This is a genomic window from Sandarakinorhabdus glacialis, assembly GCF_014643455.1.
GTDB classification, from domain to species: Bacteria; Pseudomonadota; Alphaproteobacteria; order Sphingomonadales; family Sphingomonadaceae; genus Sandarakinorhabdus; species Sandarakinorhabdus glacialis.
The window spans coordinates 1-17,112 of sequence record NZ_BMJM01000020.1; the positions used below are offsets into that span (position 1 = coordinate 1).

Genomic DNA, 17,112 nt, shown 5'->3' on the forward strand with positions numbered 1-17,112 from the left:
CCTTGAAATCCGAGCTGTAGCGCTTTCTCGTCGTCTTCATTCCCGTCAATCCTTCAGATCGGGAATAGCTTAACACCCTGTCCAGTTTTCCGGGACCACCTCAATCCTCTTGGCCGCAAGGGCGGTGCTTGCGCAACATTTACGATCATGCCGCTATCGCGCTGAGTGAACGGGCGCGGCACAATCCGGAGATCAGCTACCTTGTCTGGTTCGGACCTGCTTTACGACGCAGGGCTTCCGACCTTAGGCCATCCCAACGCGGCGTCGTGAGCGCGATGACTGTCGAGCCAAAAGCTCCAGTCTTGAGGTAGCAGAGAGAAGGGGTCACCGTGCCCAAGTTCCCGGGCCGCCCAGACTGGCCAATGTGGGTTTGACAATGCCGGGCGCCCCAAAAATACCAGGTCGATTGCACCTTCTTCAATTACGCGATTAGCCAGCGCCGGCACGCCCAGATTCCAGCTGACGCCGACGGGTATATCCACCTCGCGGCGCAATCGCGATCCCCTTTCGACCATGAAGGCCAGCTGGTTGAACGGACGTTCGCTCATGTCGTCGGTGTTGAAGCCCAGGCTCAGGTCCGCAAGATCCACGCCGTGTCCCTTCATGGCAGCGACCGCCACGATTGCGTCATCGAACTGTATCCCGTCCTTGTGAAGGTCGTCAGAACCGAGCCGAATGGTCAGTGGGAAGCGCTCTGGCCACACCTCACGAACTGCGTCGAGTGTCTCCAGATGAAAGCGTAGTCGGTTTTCCACGCTACCCCCGTATTCATCGGTGCGCTGGTTCGCGAGCGGCGAGAAAAAGCTCGCGCCAAGATAACCGTGAGCAAAATGCAATTCGAGCCATTCGAAGCCCGCTTGATGGGCTCGTATTGCAGCGGACGCATAGTCCTTGTGCAATTGCCTGATTTCCGCACGAGATAGCGAATGAACTGGCAGGGTGTGCTTTCCACCGTAGGGAACAGCCGACGGGCCGGTCACCTGCCACCCATCGGGATGATCAGGAGAAAGTTGGGCGCCGCCCTCCCAGGGCTTCAAACTGCTACCCTTTCGCCCTGTATGGCCCAGCTGGATAGCCGGCACAGCCCCCATGGATCTAATCATCGCAGTCGCGCGAGAAAGCCCATCAAGTTGAGCATCATCGTAAATGCCAGCGCAGGTAACGCTTGTTCGTCCATCAGCAGTGATTGCCAACTGCTCGGGGAATACAAGACCGAAGCCGCCAGCTGCGCGAGAGCCGAGCAGCATCATATGGTAGTCGTTCATCAGTCCATCTTGGGCCCGGTACATCGTCATCGGCGACATCGCGATACGGTTGCGAAGAGTCACCCCCTTGAGAGTGTAGGGACTGAACAGGTTCGGCATGATTTTCGCATCCTAGGCAGCTATCTCGAACGGCTTCGCGCCAAGGGCGGGACGATCGGGAACCGGGAAAGTCTTGCACCGCGCGTTCCGCTCGATCAGCAAGCGATACGAGGCGCTCGCGTCGATAGCTACCTACGTGTCCGGCTAGGCGAGAAGGGCATCGGCTTCGACCCAGAGCCGACCCACCACGTGAGACGCCGGTTCTGTCCGTGCTAGGCTCGCCGCCTGCCCGGCCCACATCTGCATGATGCTTGTGTCGCCAGTCGTGAGCGCCCGGTCGCGAAGCGGAGCGACAGCTTGCCGTTGCGCGGGATAAGGCAACGCAGCATCGTCGATTGTGTCGGTCCATGCGTTGCGCACTGCGCGCGCAAGTCGCCCGCTGTAGGCGCGGGTCATGACGGTATCTTCGGGCATGGTCCGGGCCAGCGCATCCGCCCATAAGGCCGGCGTTCCTGCCTCGGGCGTGCGCAGCAGCGCTGTGCCGATTTGAACCGCCGAAGCTCCGAGCGTAAGCGCCGCGGCAACCCCCCGCCCGTCGGCAATGCCCCCGGCGGCGATGATTGGGAGTGGAACGGCATCGGCAATGATCGGTATCAGCGCGAACAACGTACCGCCCTGTCGTTCGGCAAGACTGGAATCGAAAGCGCCGCGATGGCCCCCAGCTTCCACGCCGCTCACGACGAGCGCATCAGCCCCCGCCTCATAGGCGGCTCGCGCTTCGGAAACCGACGTGACGGCAGCAAACCATTTTATACCAGCCGCTTGCATGCGGGTGACGACGCCGGGAGGGTAGAGCCCCATGATGGACGACGCGGCCGTGGGACGAGCCGCAATAATCGCATCGCACTGGGCATTGAAATCGGGCAAGCTCGATTGCGCTACCGCACCCATTTGAACGCCTTGGGCAGCCAGAAGCGCGGCAATGCGATCGAGATCGGCGGAGTGAAGCGTCGGCTTTGGGTCAGGAATCCATGTGTTTATCTGAAACGCGCCGTCCGAGCATTGTCGGAACAAGGCTGCCCAGTTCGCGATTCGTGGACCGTCCATGAGCAGCGCGCCGCACCCGCCCATACCCCCCGCATTGGCAACTTCGGCCGCAAGCGCAGGTGGAGAGCTGCCTGCCATGGGGCCCATGACAATCGGAATCTGAAGGCCGAACTTTGTGCAGAAGGCGAAAGAACGCGTGCGAGGCGACATGGCTACCGACCACCACAATCGGAGCGAGTGCGCAACCTCTCCCGCAATCAAATGCGCCATCCGCTAGGTTTGTGCGCATGTGTCACAACCGGTCGGTTTTGACGTTGCTACGTGCTACGGTGTTCGCCATCCTACAGGTGTCGTGGCGCCGATTCGAAGATGCTCGATATCGGAAATCGCCAACTCGTATTGTCCATGGCCGCCTTTCAAACGAGAACTGCCGCTGCTTGGCTGTCCGCCGGGGGAGCGCCGTAGCAACCGGCGGTCATCACGGCACTAATTTCGGCGCAAGTGCCGCAATCGCGGCTGCATATGTGGTGCCATGAATAAGCTTGGCGATGGTTTCGGGCTGTGCGGATGCCCTCCCGGTCAACCATGCCCGCAGCAGTGCGATTTTCCCTGACGCCAATTGAGCACTGACCAGCGAGACGGGGACGGAAGGCAGCAGGTCGCGATCGGCGCCGAGCGCAAGGAGCGCTGCTTCGATGTGGCAGGCCAACAGGCGCGTGATGGCAGCCGCCGGTTCGCCGTCCAGCATGATACGTCAGCCGCCCCGAACAGGGTCGGCGATCGGCCTTGACTATTGAACAAACGCTAAACCGAGAATGGGTGGCGTCGTACTTTCGAAAGTGGACCATTTGAGATCGACAGGAGATCAGCTCTTGCTGAAAACCACCGTTCGCCGCAACAAGGAGAACGACAGTAACGTTCAGTTGACGCCCGTCATCACACCTACTTTGCATTCATCAATACCGTGAATGATTTAGATTGGCGCGTGTCACGGAACCATAAATCGATTTGGGCTCTTGCTTGTAGTCTGGAGAGTGGCGCCGCTGCCCCAAGATACGGGCGCCGATCGATGTTGAATATTACCATAACAGTTTGCCAAGCATCATGTCGGCTGCCGAGGGACAAGGTCGTCAGAGAGGGTGGCCATGTCAACGGCTTTTTTATCATCTAAGGCTTATGCAATACATGCCGACCAACAACCTATAGCTGATCAAACGTTGCACATTAGGCATAATTTATGATCTCATCCGCCACCGTACTGGCGTGTAAACATCTCGAGGCTAGACTTGCACCCCTACGTGATAGCACCATCGCGGCACGGCCGGCAAAAGGCTGGGTTCGGGCGCTGCGTGACGCGCTGGGGATGACGGCCACCGAGCTCGGACGACGGATCGGTGTATCGCAGGCGCAGGCAACGCAGTTCGAGCAGGGGAAAGTTGACGGCAGCATCACCTTGCGGTCCTTGCGCGGCGTCGCCGAGGGCTTGGAATGCGAGCTGGTCTATGCGTTGGTTCCACGGCGACCGCTCGACGACATGTTGCGAGTGGAAGCAGCCAAGGTTGCCGAGCGGCAGCTGCGTGTTGCGCATCACACTATGGGCCTGGAGAACCAGGCAATAGGCGGCGCTGATCTGAACACGAGCGCGAACGATTGATCGCGGCCCTGCTCGAGGATCCACGCCGCATCTGGCGCAGCGGATGAGCGATCCGCTGTTCGGCGGGGACGATGACGCGAATAGGCCACTGCCGCACGAGGATTGGGAGGGCTTGATCCCGACGTACATTGCCTTGCGAGCCGACCTCAACGAGGCCAAGCAGATCGGGATCGCGAACGCCAAGTATTCAGTCGGCGGCGCAACGTTCTCGAAACACGTTCCTGCAGCAGCGGTGCAAGCGGGTGTTCGGCAGAGTCGGCTAAGTGGAGTTTCTGCCTGAAGGCGGCGAGGATGGCTGCCGAACAGGAGACCAGATGACGAAGCGAACATGCCGGAACCACAGTCCGGCATTCAAGGCGAAGGTGGCTTTGGCTGCCGTGAAGGGCGAGAAGACACTGGCCGAGCAGGCGCAGCAGTTTGACGTTCACCCGAACCAAATCACGACTTGGCGCGGGCAGTTGCTCGAAGGGGCTGCCGGCGTTTTCGGATCGGACAGCCACAGCGAACCGGCGGAGCCGGCGATCGACGTGAAGACCTTGCACGCCAAGATCGGCGAGCTGACGAAGGCGCACGATTTTTTGTCCGGGGCGCTCGGCAAGGCGGGACTGTTGCCGAGCGCAAAACGATGATCGACCGTTCGCACGCGCTGCCGGTAATCCGGCAGGCGCGGGAGCTGGGGATCAGCCGGGGCAGCGTCTATTNGATCGGCCGCCTCCATATATCGACGCTGATGAAGAAGATGGCGATCGAAGCGATCTACCGGCGGCCGAACACGTCGAAGCCGGCACCGGGCCACAAGGTCTATCCCTATCTGCTGCGCAAGCTGGCGGTGACCCGGCCCAACCAGGTCTGGGCAACCGACATCACCTACATCCCGATGGCGCGCGGGTTCGTCTACCTCATCGCCATCGTCGACTGGTTCAGCCGCCGGGTTTTGTCTTGGCGCTTGTCTATCACGCTGGAGACGGATTTCTGCATCGAGGCGTTGGAGGAAGCGCTGACGCGCTTCGGAGCTCCTGAGATTTTCAACACCGACCAAGGCAGCCAGTTCACCAGCATGGCGTTCACATCGGTCCTGCACCGCGAGAAGATCGCGATCAGCATGGATGGTCGCGGCGCCTGGCGGGACAACGTTTTTGTCGAACGCCTGTGGCGCTCGGTCAAATATGAGGAGGTTTATCTGCGAGCCTACAGCTCGGTCAGCGAAGCCCGCGCATTGCTTGGCCGGTATCTGACCTTCTACAATGCCCGACGTCCGCACTCATCCCTTGACCGCAAGACGCCCGATCACGTCTACTTCAACCAACCGCTTCTCGCAGCGGCATGAAACCAGCAGCCGCTCCACTTGGCAATCCAGCGGGGCTGTGCAGATGAACCGAGCCACCTCTAACATCCCTTGCGATGACCTCTCCTTGCAAAGGATATTAAGGTCGCCGGCGACGATTGCCCAGCGCCAGCGCCGCCACGGCCAATCATTGCCCGGCCCGCTCGAAGGGATCAGTCGGGCAACCGAACACCCTCCGCGACGGCTTGAACCGGCGCGACCCGCCAGATCGTATTGGACAGGTCGTCCGCTACGATCAACGCGCCGCGCGGGTCTATGGCGACACCCACCGGGCGGCCACGTGCCTTGCCACTAGGCTGCAGAAAGCCGGTCACGAAATCGACCGGCGGCCCGGCGGGCCGCCCATCGCGGAACGGCACGAAGACGACCTTGTAGCCAACCGGCACATCCCGGTTCCAGCTGCCATGCTCGCCCACAAACACCCCGTTTTCATAGCGAGTGCCCATCGCCGGCGCCGAAAACGCAATGCCAAGCGCGGCCACGTGCGCGCCGAGGGCAAAATCCGGCGCAAGGGCAGTGGCAACGGCCCGCGGATCCTGCGGTTGGATGCGGCGATCGACGTTCTTGCCCCAGTAGCTGTAGGGCCAGCCATAGAAGCCGCCCTGCCGCACGGACGTCAGATAGTCCGGCACCAGATTGGGGCCGAGCTCGTCGCGCTCGTTGACCACCGCCCATAGCTGGCCCGTGCCGGGCTGGATTGCCAGCGCCGCGGGGTTGCGCAGGCCCGTCGCAAACGGCCGGTGCGCGCCATTCCCGGCGTCGACCTGCCAGATCATGGCGCGGTCCTGTTCGGCCATCATGCCGCGCTCACCGACATTGCTGTTCGATCCGATGCCGACATAGAGACTGAGCCCGTCGGCGCTGGCGGTGAGCGCCTTGGTCCAGTGATGGTTGATCTCCGACGGCAGGTCGGCAATTTTGACCGGCGCGCCACTGGCCCGGGACTGACCCGGGCTGTAATCGAACCGGACCAGCGCATTCTGATTTGCGACGTAAAGCCGGTTACCGATCAGGGCGAGCCCATAGGGCGCGTTGAGATTTTCGGCGAAAACCGTCCGCCCTTCATAGGAGCCGTCGCCGTCGGCATCGCGCAGCAAGGTCAGCCGGTTGCCGGGCTTCAAAGGGCTGGCGCCCTGCTCCTTCAAATAGCCGGCGATAATATCCTTCGGGCGCAACGCTGGTGCATCCTCGCCGCCCTTGCCCTCCGCAACGAGAATGTCGCCGTTGGGCAAGACAAGAACCTGCCGCGCGCTCCTGAGGCCGGTGGCGATAGCGGTGATAGCATAGCCATCCGGAACGGTTGGGCGATCGTTGCCCCAGCCCGTTTTGGCGGCAATTTTCATGCTCGGCAGCAGCCCGCGTTGCGGCGCCGGTAGTTCGGGCGTTGTGCCATAGGTCGGGGGGGTAGGGTCGTCGCCGCAGGCCGACAGCAGGACGGCGATGGCGATCGTTGCGCCGCTTGCAACGCGCCTCATCGTGCGCCTCCTGTGCGCAATGCTGAAAAGCCGATCCAGGTCGCCACGATCGCCAGCAGCGCGGCGATGGCAGACAGTATCAGCCCTTGCGGCATGGCCCCCCAGCCATCCTTGGCGTGCTCGAGAGCGCTCAGGAAACCCAGAGCGACCATCGCCAGCACGATGACCGTGTAAAGGATGCGCGATCTTGTCCGGTGTCTCTTTCGCAACAGGTCGATAAGTGCCCAAAGCACCACTACGCCTGCCAGCACGAGGCCGCCGACGAGCAGCCACGAAGCAAAATTGGCCCATTGGGTTTCCTGGGTGGTGGCATAGGCACAGTCGCTCAGCAACGCGCAGACAAGCAGTGGAGCGACCCCCGCCAACAGCGCCGCATGCAACGGGTGAAGCGCTTTCGCCACCTCCTGGTCGTGCGCAGCCGGCATGTTCGCCTCTCCATCTTCCATTCGAGACCAGCGCCCGCCACCAAAATCTGGAAACCGCTGCAACGTCGTCGACGTCAATGCGCGTGGCCCGTGTCAAGTTCCCGCCCCGGCGCGCTCACCCGCCCCGCCGCAGCGAGGCGTAATAAGCGGCAAGCGCGTCGATGTCCTCGTCCTCCAGCTGGCGCGCGATCGGGAACATGAGGGTGACGTGCGAGGTGCCGCCGCGATTCCGAGCGCGGAAAAAGTGCAGTTGTCGTGCGAGATAGACTTGGGGTTGCCCGGCAAGGACCGGGAACAACGGGCTTTTCGGACGCGTGCCGGGGCCATGGCAGGCGGCGCAGACCGGAAGCCGGCGCGCCGACACGCCCAGCGCGATGCGGCGCCCCTGTTCGACGAGCGCCGGCTTCGTCGGCGCCGCCACCGTCATCGCCGCCACCGGCGCAGCGGCATAATAGCGGGCAAGCGCGGCGATTTCGGTTTCGGACAGCCCGACTGCCTGCACCGCCATGATCCCACTGTCGCGTCGCCGCGCGGCATAGGCCCTCAGCGTCTGCGCGAGATAGGCGGCCGAAAGGCCATCGATGCGCGGCACGACACCCGGCATGGGCGGCACGCCGTCCATGCCGTGGCAGCGGGCACAATTGGCGACCCGCCCGATGGCGCCGAGTTCGGCCACCCGGCCGGCGGGGGCCTGGGCCAGGCGGATGTATTCGGTGCCGCGAATCCGGGGCACACGGCGCAGGAACGCCACCAGCGCCCAGGGTTCATCGTCGCGCGCAACCGCAGGCCAGTGCGGCATCCCCGACATCTTCACGCCCTCGCGGACGATCCAGTACAGCTCGGCGTCGTCCCAGCCCTTGATTGCGTGCGTGATGTGCGGCGGCGGCGGCAGCATGGCGGCGGCCAACGCGCCGTTGGGAATGCCGGGGGCGCCGTGGCAGGCGCGGCAGCCACTTTCGAAATGCGCGGCACCCAACTGAACCAGCGCCGGGTCGTCGAGCGGCGGCGGGTCGATACCCGCCGACCAGAAATCGACTGACCGCTGATAGGTCGTGTGCAGCAGCCAGCCGACGCCGGGCAGATGGCCCAGCCGCGCCGACACCGGGAAAAGCCCGATCGCAATAAGCACAGCGGCCGCAACGACCGCGATCAATGCTAGGATCATTCCGTGGCGCACGATGGCGGACATGCGGATCATGCTGCGCGCCGGTCATCGAGCAACCGCGCCAAAAGCGCCAGCCCTCCGGCCAGATAGGCAGCGCCGCCGACGCCGAGCATGATGGCGCCGCCGGTCTGCTGGTCGGCAAGGCTGGCGGCATGGCCATAAAGCAGACGCGGGCTCAATAGGATCAGAACACCGAGCAGCGTCATGTGGGTGGCCGTCAACAACAGCGCGACGACACCGCCGGCCATGCGACCCCGATCGCGTGGCAGCGCCGCCCCCCACAACCAGATGCCGGCGACAAGAAAGCTCGCCTGCTCGGCGGCAAACACCGCCGGTGAGCGTCCAGCGGCGGCGTGCGCGACAGGGGCGTGCCAGCCCCACACGGCGACCATCTCGATTGTCGACGCGAGAATGGGTGAAAACGCCCAGGGCAAAACGCGCGCAGCACGATCGAGCGGCCGGTCTAGCGCCAGCGCCAGGAACGGTGCCGCGATGGCGACGACCGTCATGTGCGCAGCCATGTGGCCGGCAAAGGCGAATTTGGCCCATAGCGCCAGCGGCCCGATCCAGGCCTGCGCCAGCAGTGCCGCGCCGATCGCACCCAGCGTCCAGCGGTTCATCGGCCCGCGGATCATCGGCACGTGTCGATGAAGAAGGGCGGCAGCGCCATCATCAGGACGCCGATGATGGCCAGCCCGGTGAGCAGGAAGGCCGCATGGCCGCCGAAACGGTGGCGGTCCTCGACGCTGTCGCCTTCGTGCAGGATATCGCCGTGCCGAACCACATCCCAGCGTCGCCAGGCCAGCCGGAGCAGTACGAGGAGCATCGCCAGCGCCGCCAGCGTGAGAAGCACGGTGACGATCCGCGTCGTGCCGAGCGCGACAGCGGGTGTCTTGGCGCAGAGCACGGCGCCGGTGATGTAGACACCGAGGAAATGCGCTGTCCAGATCGCCGGGCCGAGGGCAATCCACAGCAGCGCCGCTACTTCGGTGCCAAGCTCCTGTTCGTCCTCGTCACCTGCCATGGCTCAGGTCGCTCCCGGATACAGGCCGGTTACCGCTGCCGCGACGAACGCCATGCCGAGAGTAAAGTGCCAGACAAGCAACGTATTCCAGACGTCGGCATCATAGTCGCGGGTCAGGCGACCGTCCCAGCTTTTGGCGACGCAATAGCCAAGCATCAGCGCCCCGAGCGCTGCATGGATGGTAATCCAGAAATGCAGCACGAAGACGATCGCCGGATAGGCATGGACGGTCGGGTCCATTCCCGCCGCAAAAGGCGCCCACTGAAAGAGCGCGCCCCCGGCGAGAGCGCAGCCGAAGGCCGTGACAAAGGCCGCGCGAAACGACGCCGCATGGCCGCGCTGGTTCAACTTGAGGCCCGTGATTGTCAGCCCCCACGCGACGCCCAGCAGCGCAAGCCCGCCCCAGTGCGGCGCCGCGGCGGGGGTCGTTTCGGGAAAGACCGGCCAGATCGTCCAATAGTAGAAATAGGCGAAAACCAGGCTGACGAAGGCAGTTAGAAGCGCAAGCATGGTGATCCAGGTCGCCCACCAGCCGGTCGACGACGGCCCCGAGACATAGACCGGCAGCGTGAGGCCCATCCCCGCGTCGCGCGCATTCTTTTCAGGCGGCTGCGCGGTCGTCGTCCAGTGCCACCAGACAATCGCCGCGATGCCGACCAGCCCGGAGGCAAGCGCAAACCAATAGAGTTTGAAAACCGGCAGGATGAACGAGCCGCCCAGCCCGAAGGCCGCAAGGATAGGCACAAAACTGTCGCCACTGACGCGCAGCACGTGGCTCGGCGTCGCGTCGAGCACGCTGGTGATCAATGTTTCACGGTGACCGGTCGGCGCGTCGGGGAGGAAAAACTCGCCGCGGTCCATGCGCCCGACAATTTCGGGTTCATCCCACAACGGGTAGCGCGAACTGATCTCGGGCACCGAACGCACCCCCCAGCTTTCCTCGGGCACCGACACAGCCCATTCCAGCGTCCCCGCATTCCACGGGTTGCGCGGCCGCTCGGGCTGATCGCGCTTCGACCGGAACAGGTCCCAGACAAAGACCGCAAAGCCGGCGGCGATGACGAAGGCGCCTATGGTCGAGACCAGATTGAGCGCCTGCCAGCCAATCTCGGCGGGATAGGCGTTGACCCGGCGCGGCATGCCGATGAGGCCGGTCAGGTGCATCGGCAGGAAGGTGACGTTGAAGCCGATAAAGATCAGCCAGAAGCTCCACCGGCCGAGCGTGTCGGACAGCATGTGACCGGTGATCAGCGGGTAGAAATAATAGATGCCGGCGATGATCGGCAGCACCGCGCCACCGAACAGCGTGTAGTGGAGGTGGGCGACGACGAAGTACGTGTCGTGCGCCTGCCAGTCGAACGGCGCCAGCCCCACCATGACGCCGGTCAGCCCGCCGGCGACGAATATGGCGAAGGCGCCGGCAATGAACAGCATCGGCGTCGAGCGTGTCACCCGGCCGGCAAGCAATGTGGCGATAAAGGCGAAGATCTGGACGCCGGTTGGGATGACGACTGCCTGGCTCGCCGCCGAAAAGAAGCCGAGGCTGATGTTGGGAAGCCCCGTCGTGTACATGTGGTGGACCCACAACCCGAACGACAGGAAGCCGGTTCCGACGGCGGAAAGCACGATCCACGAATAACCGATGATCGGCCGCTGGGCGACGGTGGGCACGATCATCGCAGTGATCGCGATCGCCGGCAGGAAAATGATGTAGACCTCCGGGTGACCGAAAATCCAGAACAGGTGCTGCCATAGCACTGGATCGCCGCCCCGCGTCGGATCGAAAAACGGCATGTCAAGTTCGCGCTCAAGCTCGAAGAGCAGGCTGCCGGCGATCAGCGGCGGAAAGGCAAAGATGACCATGGCGCCGACGACGAGCACATACCAGGCATAGAGCGGGATGAAGTTGAGCCGCATTCCGGGCGGCCGCACCTTGAGCACGCTGGTGATCAACTCGACGGCGGCGGCGATCGAGGTGATTTCGATAAAGCCGAGGCCGAGCAACCACACATCCGAGCCCACCCCCGAAACCTGTGTCGAAAGCGGGGGATACATGAACCAGCCGGCGTCGGGGGCGGCATCGAAGAAGATCGATCCGATGACAAACAGCCCGCCGAGCGCAAACCCCCAGAAGCTCATTGCACCGAGCCGCGGAAAGGGCAGTTCGCGCGCGCCGAGGATAGCGGGGAGCAGCAGCATCGAGATCGCCTCGAAGATCGGGACCGCGACGAGGAACATCATCACCGAGCCGTGCAGCGAGTACAGCTGATTGTATTGGCGCGCGCTCAACACATCCTGCGCCGGCGTGGCAAGCTCGACCCGGAGCAGCAGCGCCATCACCCCTGCCGTAAGCATGAACACAAGGCAGGCGAACGCGAACCAGCGCCCGACGTCGGAATTGTTCACGGACGACAGGCGTCGCCAGCCTCCGGGCCGTTTCCACACGGCGCGCAGTTGCTCGGCACCGACGCGGCGCGTTTCAGCCAGGGCATCTTCCGCGCTCACTTGAGCGCCAGCAGATAGGTCGCCAACGCCTCGATGTCGCGGCGGGGGAGCATCGCGAAACTGGGCATGTTGACTTCGGGCTTCACATCCTCGGTGTGGGCAATCCAGCGGATCAGATCGGCTTCGCGCATCGGCAGCGCCGCCGCAGCGATCGTGCGACGGGAACCGACATGCGTCAGGTCAGGCCCGGCCGTGCCGCGCGCCGCCGTGCCGCGGATCATGTGGCAGGCGCCGCAGCCGTGCGTCTCGAACAGCACAGCACCGGCAAGCGGCACGGCAGGCCGGGCTTCGGCAGCGATCCAGCGGTCGAAGCCGGCGCGAGGCATGACCTCGACGGCAAAAGCCATCTGGGCGTGGCTGGTGCCGCAGAACTCGGCGCACTGGCCCCGAAAGCGGCCAACGCGCTCTGGCTCGAGCAGCAGACGCGTGGTGCGGCCCGGAATGGCGTCCATCTTGCCCGCCAGATTGGGCACCCAGAAGCTGTGGATGACATCGGGCGAGGTCAGAATGATCTCGACAGGCTCGCCGAGCGGCAGACGAAGCTCGTTGGCGCTGTCCACGACCAGGTTGGCATCTCGGTAACGCACCCGCCACCAGAAGCGCTCAGCCGAGATTTCGACGACCAGAGCCGGCGGTCGCGAAGGCTCACGCAAGGTCGGCATCACGCCGAGGCTCCAGACAAGGAGCACCGAGAGCACGACCGTGGGAATGATGACGCCGCCGCCCAAGATGAGCCATAGGCCGGTGTGATCGGACGCGATGTCGCGGTTGCGTCGCATTGCGTAGATCGCAACGCCGATTACGGCGAGCCACACGACGATGCTCAGTGCCAGCACGACCCAGAACATATCGGCGATGCTCGACGCGGCGCGACCTGCGGGATCAAGCGACGACTGCGGGCCTGTGCAGGCGCCTACGAAAATTACCGGCAGCGGGGCGCCTGACGCGAGAAATCTGCGGGAACCATGGTCTGACGCGACCCGAAATCCGCGCGTCGCGACAGCCTGAGTAGGTATGCCCCGGCGCGGCGAACTTTGTTTACAGGCCATCGACGACTAACCCTTGAGCGAACATATGGCGTTTGGTCGGCACGTGTTCATCACTCCAACTTGCGACGCTGGCCAAAGTTGCGACACCGGACATCCAGGCCCGTGCGATAGCCGTAAGCCTTGTCGGGGCACTATGGGACATTTTTAGATGGCCGTAGATGCATACACCGTCCACTTACGGACACTCGTCCCCCGAGTGTGGCAATGTCACAGTGGCAAATATCAATGTCGTCCGCGACGGCGCTGGTCGGCGCCACAAACGGTATGTGCTACATTGTGTACAAACCGGCACTGGAGCGCGACAATAACGGCACCGACCACCATAACCATCAGGGTGACCGCGGAGACCAAGGAGCGCCTCGGTCAGCTGGCGCGTGAAACGCGTCGCAGCCGTTCGTTCTTGGTGGCTGAAGCGGTGGATCGCTACCTGGATCGAGAGCAGGCGATCATCGAAGGGATCAAGCGCGGACGAGACAACGTCGCAGCAGGTCATCTCGTCTCGAACGATGTTGCCTTCGCTGAGTTGACTGCCGCCGTCGAAGCTGCCCGGAGTGCGTGGAACTCGTGACACGACCTATACTCTGGTCGCGTGACGCCCTCGACGATCTCAAGAAGCAGTTGGTACATCTTGCCGGCGATGATCCCGTTGCCGCCACTCGGGTCGTGGATCGCCTGCGTAAGGCGGCTGCCCAGATTGAACATTTTTTGCCACCGGGCGTCCGGGAAGGGTGGCCGGCACCTACGAAAAATCTGTGACGGGGCTGCCTTACGTCATCGCCTACGAAATCGTTCCGCGCGACGCTGGCGAGGTCGTCGCTATCCTTCGCGTAATCCATACAGCGCGAGACTGGCCAGAGGAAACATGGCCGTCTGATTGATGGTCCCCTTGCGTACACCAATGCGCCGACGCCTTGTATGTCATCCGATTCAGCAGGCTGATGGCAATGCACGATCCGTCGCCCTTGCTGCCACCTATGTCGTTGTGCTGTTCTCAGTCATCGTCCAGGGCGGCAGCATAGAGCGTATCCTTGCCTGGCGATCGTCGCGTCTCGCGCGCTTGCCGCCATCCCCAGTCCTGCATTGAGCTGAAGCAAGTACTTCCAACGACCCCGTGACGCAGCCTCAGAATGGAAAGAAGTACGGGATCGTCACAACACCGACCACCCAGGTGACAAGGTTGAGCGGCACGCCGATGCGGACGAAATTCATGTAGCGGTATTTGCCGAGCTGGAAGACGAGGACGTTGGTCTGGCGCCTCGCCTTCGCGCACCATAGATGGCCTCCATTTTGACGAAGGTTGACCGTTCAGCACCAGCACCTGTACCGCTTTGTTGATGCTCGATGCCTGCAAAATGAATTGCCGATGTTAGTTATCGAGCCCGAGTCAGTATGGTGAAGTGGCCTCGCGAAGCAGCCCGATCAGCTGCGGTCGATCATCACTGGCAGACGCGTGTAGCCATGCACAAAGCTCTGCGGCACGTAGGCGGGCTCGCCCGTGACGCGCACCCGCCACTTTCGTGCAACCATTTCCTCAAACAGGATCTGGAGCTGAAGTTCAGCGAGCCGGGCGCCGACGCAGCGGTGAATGCCGAAGCCGAACGACAGATGCCGCCTAGCATTGGCACGGCTGATGTCGAGGCGTTCGGCGCCCGGAAAGACGCTCTCTTCCCGGTTGGCAGCGATATACCAGAGGACGACCTTCTCACCTTTGGCGATCGGCGTGCCGGCGATTTCGGTATCCTGGTTTGCGGTACGGCGCATGTGGGACAGCGGCGTCTGCCAGCGAATTGCCTCGGGCACGGCCGCCGGAATCAGGGAGGGGTCGGCGAGCAATTTGTCCCATTGGTCCGGATATTGGTGAAAGGCATGGATCGAACCCGACATCGAGTTGCGTGTCGTGTCGTTGCCGCCGACGATCAGCAGGATCAAATTGCCGGTGCGCTCCTTAAACTTCATGTCGCCCATCGCGTCGGAATGGACCATCATCGAGATCAGGTCACCGGTGGGTGCACGGGCTTTCCGCTCGGCGAATAGTCGGTCAAAATATTCGGTCATGTCGAGCAGGTGCTGGTGCCGGATCGGTGCGCGTACCGGATCGACCGCCGCCTCGATGTCGCCGCCCCAGTCTGACCACAGGGTCAGCAGCCGCCGGTCCTGCCACGGGAAATCGAACAGGATTGCCAGCATGCCGGTGGTTAGCTCGACTGAAACGGTATCGACCCAGTCGAACTCTTTCCCAAAGGGCAGAGTGTCGAGCAACTCGGTGGTGCGCTGCCGGATGGAAGCTGCCATGCGCGTAATTTCGGCCGGGCCGAACGCGGGCGATACGACGCGGCGCTGCCCAGTATGCTTGGGTCGGTCCATCGCGATAAACTGCGGCAGGTTCATGTCGCCGAGGATGTCAGCGATCGTGATACCGCCATACTCGTAGCTCGACGAGAAAATCTCGGGATGCGCTTCTACCGCCATGATGTCGGCGTGGCGGGTAATCGACCAGTACGGCCCGAATATGCTGTCGGCGCAGTAGTGCACCGGCGCCTCGGTCAACAGGCGCTGGAACGGCGCTCGCCAGGCGTCGTCGCGCCATATTTCCATGCGGCTAACATCGAGAAGCGCCAAGCTGTCGTCGTGCTGCAACTGCGTTGCCATTTGCGCTTCCCCAAACTGCGGACTGCACGCAGTCTGCGCTTGTTCCGAGCGGTTGGCGAGAGATGAAAAAGCAGCTGCCGCCTTGGCGCGCAGCTGCAGTATACCAGATTGATCGAGCAATCATACGACCGCTCGTATGACTTGTCCCGCGTCGCTGTTTGCCTTTCCTTGCAGGGCACGCTGCTGCACAGGGCGCTCACCTGCCACTCTTCCTGAGAGCCGATGGCGATTTCGACCGAAACCTATCGCTATACGATCGAGCCGAAAAAGGGTGCGCTTGCCGAGGGCAAGGGGGTGCAGACCGGGGTGCTGCGGCAGTCGGATGGCAGATGGCAGATGGCAGATCGTCAGCTTGCACAGTTCCTCGCGCAAGCCCAAGTGAGTGTCGCTCAAGCGGATGCACCGGTCGATTTGCTGCAACTCACCATCGAACGCTGGCGCGACGACCCGGCGGCGACGTACAAAAGCTGGTTCCTGTGTGATCAGCGCATCAATAGTTTTCGCTCGATCGGCCGAGGTATAGAGCAGGTCGTCGCGAAAATCGAAGCCGACTGTCGTGGCGTCGCTTATCGCAGATCATCGCTCGAGGCGGTCGTCCATTCGATAGCTGAGCAGCGCCAGATCTCCAAAGGCGCCGAGCACGCATTTTTGTGGAAGCCAAAGCTTCGTATCTCCGACATTTACGAGAATTCGGAGAACCAACGCGCTTTCGTGCGTCTACTTGCTCGGTGTTGCGGTTGCAACGAGAAGGCATAAATTCTTACAGCGATCCGGGCAATCGACGCACGGGCGATCAAGGGTATGAGGCCGGCGGTTGCCAACCTCTTGTATTTTTGCTCCCAACGCATGTCGCGCCGTTCAACACCGCAATCGTGAACGGCTGTAACGCGGTCACCGGAGCCAAAGCAAAGCTCGGGTTCTGGCTGCATTATCTCGCTCTGCGCGATGGCGTCCGCGACGCTCAATGCCCGATACCGGCATTTGTTTTCCAATGACCTTGGCGCGGTCGGCGGTTTTTTGTTTGATGTCGAATCGGGACGCTACCTGGCGCCGAGTGCTGGCGCGACCAGCGCCGATGATTGGATCGTCCGGCTTGATGCAGCGAAACAAGAGGCCGTGCGCAGTGTCAAGCCGAACATTGGCGGTGCCGAGATCGATCGTAGCCATTCCGAGGTCCAGGCGTGGCTCCGCGACCTCGGCCGCGCGCTCGGCTATGGTGTCTGGATGGCGGCCAATGATCGCGGCCGCTTGCACGATGGCGTGCCGCGGGGTGCCGGCTGTCTCGAACGGCTTCCTCCCGCCATCGAGTTAGCTCCGGGCGCCGATATGATCCGCTTGATCGATGTGCTCTGGCTCGAGAGTTCGGGTAATTACTCACCCCCTTGCCAAACCGGGCTGTCCGTGATTCATCCTTTCCATGAATCGCGAGGATCTTGAGGGGCTTACGAAACCTGAGTTGATTGATCTGGT

Annotated in this window: 16 protein-coding genes and 2 pseudogenes; 7 read left to right on the forward strand and 11 right to left on the reverse strand. The window is 62.7% G+C overall.

The genetic code is table 11. The features are described from left to right. Positions 1-221: 221 nt before the first annotated feature. The 3 genes from IEW98_RS15575 to IEW98_RS15585 form a co-directional block, all read right to left on the reverse strand. Positions 222-1,364, reverse strand: coding sequence for an NADH:flavin oxidoreductase/NADH oxidase (locus IEW98_RS15575; RefSeq protein WP_188764374.1), 1,143 nt, complete (start codon positions 1,362-1,364; stop codon positions 222-224). Positions 1,365-1,508: 144 nt separating this feature from the next. Beyond that, positions 1,509-2,621 (reverse strand): NAD(P)H-dependent flavin oxidoreductase, encoded by a 1,113-nt coding sequence (locus IEW98_RS15580; RefSeq protein ID WP_207792601.1) that lies wholly within the window; start codon positions 2,619-2,621, stop codon positions 1,509-1,511. Positions 2,622-2,829: 208 nt separating this feature from the next. Beyond that, positions 2,830-3,099 carry a hypothetical protein gene (locus IEW98_RS15585; RefSeq protein WP_188764376.1) on the reverse strand — a complete coding sequence of 90 codons (270 nt, stop codon included), beginning with the start codon at positions 3,097-3,099 and terminating at the stop codon, positions 2,830-2,832. Between the two features lie 489 nt (positions 3,100-3,588). On the opposite strand from IEW98_RS15585, the gene IEW98_RS15590 reads away from it, so the two are divergent. The 3 genes and pseudogenes from IEW98_RS15590 to IEW98_RS15600 all read left to right on the forward strand — a co-directional run bounded on the left by IEW98_RS15590 (position 3,589) and on the right by IEW98_RS15600 (position 5,332). Then, the gene (locus IEW98_RS15590; RefSeq protein WP_188764378.1) at positions 3,589-4,005 is read left to right on the forward strand and encodes a mobile mystery protein A; all 417 of its coding nucleotides are present in this window, start codon (positions 3,589-3,591) and stop codon (positions 4,003-4,005) included. A gap of 43 nt (positions 4,006-4,048) precedes the next feature. After that, positions 4,049-4,285 carry a hypothetical protein gene (locus IEW98_RS15595; protein ID WP_188764380.1) on the forward strand — a complete coding sequence of 79 codons (237 nt, stop codon included), beginning with the start codon at positions 4,049-4,051 and terminating at the stop codon, positions 4,283-4,285. Positions 4,286-4,319: 34 nt separating this feature from the next. Further along, positions 4,320-5,332 (forward strand): annotated as a pseudogene (locus IEW98_RS15600) (IS3 family transposase). A 170-nt stretch (positions 5,333-5,502) separates the two neighbouring features. On the opposite strand, the gene IEW98_RS15605 reads toward IEW98_RS15600, so the two are convergent. From IEW98_RS15605 to coxB, 7 genes are all read right to left on the reverse strand, one after another. Further along, positions 5,503-6,825 carry a PQQ-dependent sugar dehydrogenase gene (locus IEW98_RS15605; RefSeq protein ID WP_207792602.1) on the reverse strand — a complete coding sequence of 441 codons (1,323 nt, stop codon included), beginning with the start codon at positions 6,823-6,825 and terminating at the stop codon, positions 5,503-5,505. Continuing rightward, positions 6,822-7,250: a DUF2231 domain-containing protein gene (locus tag IEW98_RS16225; RefSeq protein WP_207792603.1), complete on the reverse strand. Its 429-nt coding sequence runs from the start codon at positions 7,248-7,250 to the stop codon at positions 6,822-6,824. Before IEW98_RS16225 ends, IEW98_RS15605 begins: the two co-directional genes overlap by 4 nt. 115 nt (positions 7,251-7,365) lie before the next feature. Continuing rightward, positions 7,366-8,448 carry a c-type cytochrome gene (locus IEW98_RS15610; protein WP_188764384.1) on the reverse strand — a complete coding sequence of 361 codons (1,083 nt, stop codon included), beginning with the start codon at positions 8,446-8,448 and terminating at the stop codon, positions 7,366-7,368. Further along, a complete protein-coding gene (locus IEW98_RS15615; RefSeq protein ID WP_243450817.1) occupies positions 8,445-9,050 on the reverse strand; it encodes a cytochrome c oxidase assembly protein in 606 nt (201 codons plus the stop codon). The genes IEW98_RS15610 and IEW98_RS15615 overlap by 4 nt, the downstream gene beginning before the upstream one ends. Then, positions 9,047-9,439 (reverse strand): hypothetical protein, encoded by a 393-nt coding sequence (locus IEW98_RS15620; RefSeq protein ID WP_188764386.1) that lies wholly within the window; start codon positions 9,437-9,439, stop codon positions 9,047-9,049. The genes IEW98_RS15615 and IEW98_RS15620 overlap by 4 nt, the downstream gene beginning before the upstream one ends. A gap of 3 nt (positions 9,440-9,442) precedes the next feature. Then, positions 9,443-11,845 carry a cbb3-type cytochrome c oxidase subunit I gene (locus IEW98_RS15625; RefSeq protein ID WP_207792604.1) on the reverse strand — a complete coding sequence of 801 codons (2,403 nt, stop codon included), beginning with the start codon at positions 11,843-11,845 and terminating at the stop codon, positions 9,443-9,445. Between the two features lie 95 nt (positions 11,846-11,940). Then, positions 11,941-12,993, reverse strand: a complete 1,053-nt coding sequence (gene coxB, locus IEW98_RS15630) for a cytochrome c oxidase subunit II (protein ID WP_188764390.1) — start codon at positions 12,991-12,993, stop codon at positions 11,941-11,943. A gap of 334 nt (positions 12,994-13,327) precedes the next feature. Between coxB and IEW98_RS15635 the strand changes: the two genes are divergently transcribed. Together IEW98_RS15635 and IEW98_RS15640 are read left to right on the forward strand one after the other, a co-directional pair. Further along, positions 13,328-13,561: a CopG family ribbon-helix-helix protein gene (locus IEW98_RS15635; RefSeq protein ID WP_243450818.1), complete on the forward strand. Its 234-nt coding sequence runs from the start codon at positions 13,328-13,330 to the stop codon at positions 13,559-13,561. Further along, positions 13,558-13,871, forward strand: a pseudogene (locus tag IEW98_RS15640) (type II toxin-antitoxin system RelE/ParE family toxin). Before IEW98_RS15635 ends, IEW98_RS15640 begins: the two are co-directional and overlap by 4 nt. Before the next feature lie 541 nt (positions 13,872-14,412). Here IEW98_RS15640 and IEW98_RS15645 read toward each other — a convergent pair. Beyond that, positions 14,413-15,642 carry a cytochrome P450 gene (locus IEW98_RS15645; RefSeq protein ID WP_188764392.1) on the reverse strand — a complete coding sequence of 410 codons (1,230 nt, stop codon included), beginning with the start codon at positions 15,640-15,642 and terminating at the stop codon, positions 14,413-14,415. Between the two features lie 222 nt (positions 15,643-15,864). Here IEW98_RS15645 and IEW98_RS16840 point away from each other — a divergent pair, with 222 nt between their 5' ends. Continuing rightward, on the forward strand, positions 15,865-16,398 hold the full coding sequence (locus IEW98_RS16840) for a hypothetical protein (protein WP_188764394.1): 534 nt from the start codon (positions 15,865-15,867) through the stop codon (positions 16,396-16,398). 189 nt (positions 16,399-16,587) lie between these two features. Then, on the forward strand, positions 16,588-17,079 hold the full coding sequence (locus tag IEW98_RS16845) for a type II restriction enzyme NmeDI-related protein (RefSeq protein ID WP_207792606.1): 492 nt from the start codon (positions 16,588-16,590) through the stop codon (positions 17,077-17,079). Positions 17,080-17,112: the final 33 nt, after the last annotated feature.

What these genes read in the sequence shown, in the direction of transcription:
- IEW98_RS15620 (WP_188764386.1), bottom strand. Translation starts at nt 9,439, where the DNA reads ATGGCAGGTGACGAGGACGAACAGGAGCTTGGCACCGAAGTAGCGGCG.
- IEW98_RS15580 (WP_207792601.1), bottom strand. Translation starts at nt 2,621, where the DNA reads ATGGCGCATTTGATTGCGGGAGAGGTTGCGCACTCGCTCCGATTGTGG.
- coxB (WP_188764390.1), bottom strand. Translation starts at nt 12,993, where the DNA reads ATGGCCTGTAAACAAAGTTCGCCGCGCCGGGGCATACCTACTCAGGCT.
- IEW98_RS15585 (WP_188764376.1), bottom strand. Translation starts at nt 3,099, where the DNA reads ATGCTGGACGGCGAACCGGCGGCTGCCATCACGCGCCTGTTGGCCTGC.
- IEW98_RS15605 (WP_207792602.1), bottom strand. Translation starts at nt 6,825, where the DNA reads ATGAGGCGCGTTGCAAGCGGCGCAACGATCGCCATCGCCGTCCTGCTG.
- IEW98_RS16840 (WP_188764394.1), top strand. Translation starts at nt 15,865, where the DNA reads ATGGCGATTTCGACCGAAACCTATCGCTATACGATCGAGCCGAAAAAG.
- IEW98_RS15575 (WP_188764374.1), bottom strand. Translation starts at nt 1,364, where the DNA reads ATGCCGAACCTGTTCAGTCCCTACACTCTCAAGGGGGTGACTCTTCGC.
- IEW98_RS15615 (WP_243450817.1), bottom strand. Translation starts at nt 9,050, where the DNA reads ATGATCCGCGGGCCGATGAACCGCTGGACGCTGGGTGCGATCGGCGCG.
- IEW98_RS15595 (WP_188764380.1), top strand. Translation starts at nt 4,049, where the DNA reads ATGAGCGATCCGCTGTTCGGCGGGGACGATGACGCGAATAGGCCACTG.
- IEW98_RS16225 (WP_207792603.1), bottom strand. Translation starts at nt 7,250, where the DNA reads ATGCCGGCTGCGCACGACCAGGAGGTGGCGAAAGCGCTTCACCCGTTG.
- IEW98_RS16845 (WP_207792606.1), top strand. Translation starts at nt 16,588, where the DNA reads ATGGCGTCCGCGACGCTCAATGCCCGATACCGGCATTTGTTTTCCAAT.
- IEW98_RS15645 (WP_188764392.1), bottom strand. Translation starts at nt 15,642, where the DNA reads ATGGCAACGCAGTTGCAGCACGACGACAGCTTGGCGCTTCTCGATGTT.
- IEW98_RS15590 (WP_188764378.1), top strand. Translation starts at nt 3,589, where the DNA reads ATGATCTCATCCGCCACCGTACTGGCGTGTAAACATCTCGAGGCTAGA.
- IEW98_RS15610 (WP_188764384.1), bottom strand. Translation starts at nt 8,448, where the DNA reads ATGATCCGCATGTCCGCCATCGTGCGCCACGGAATGATCCTAGCATTG.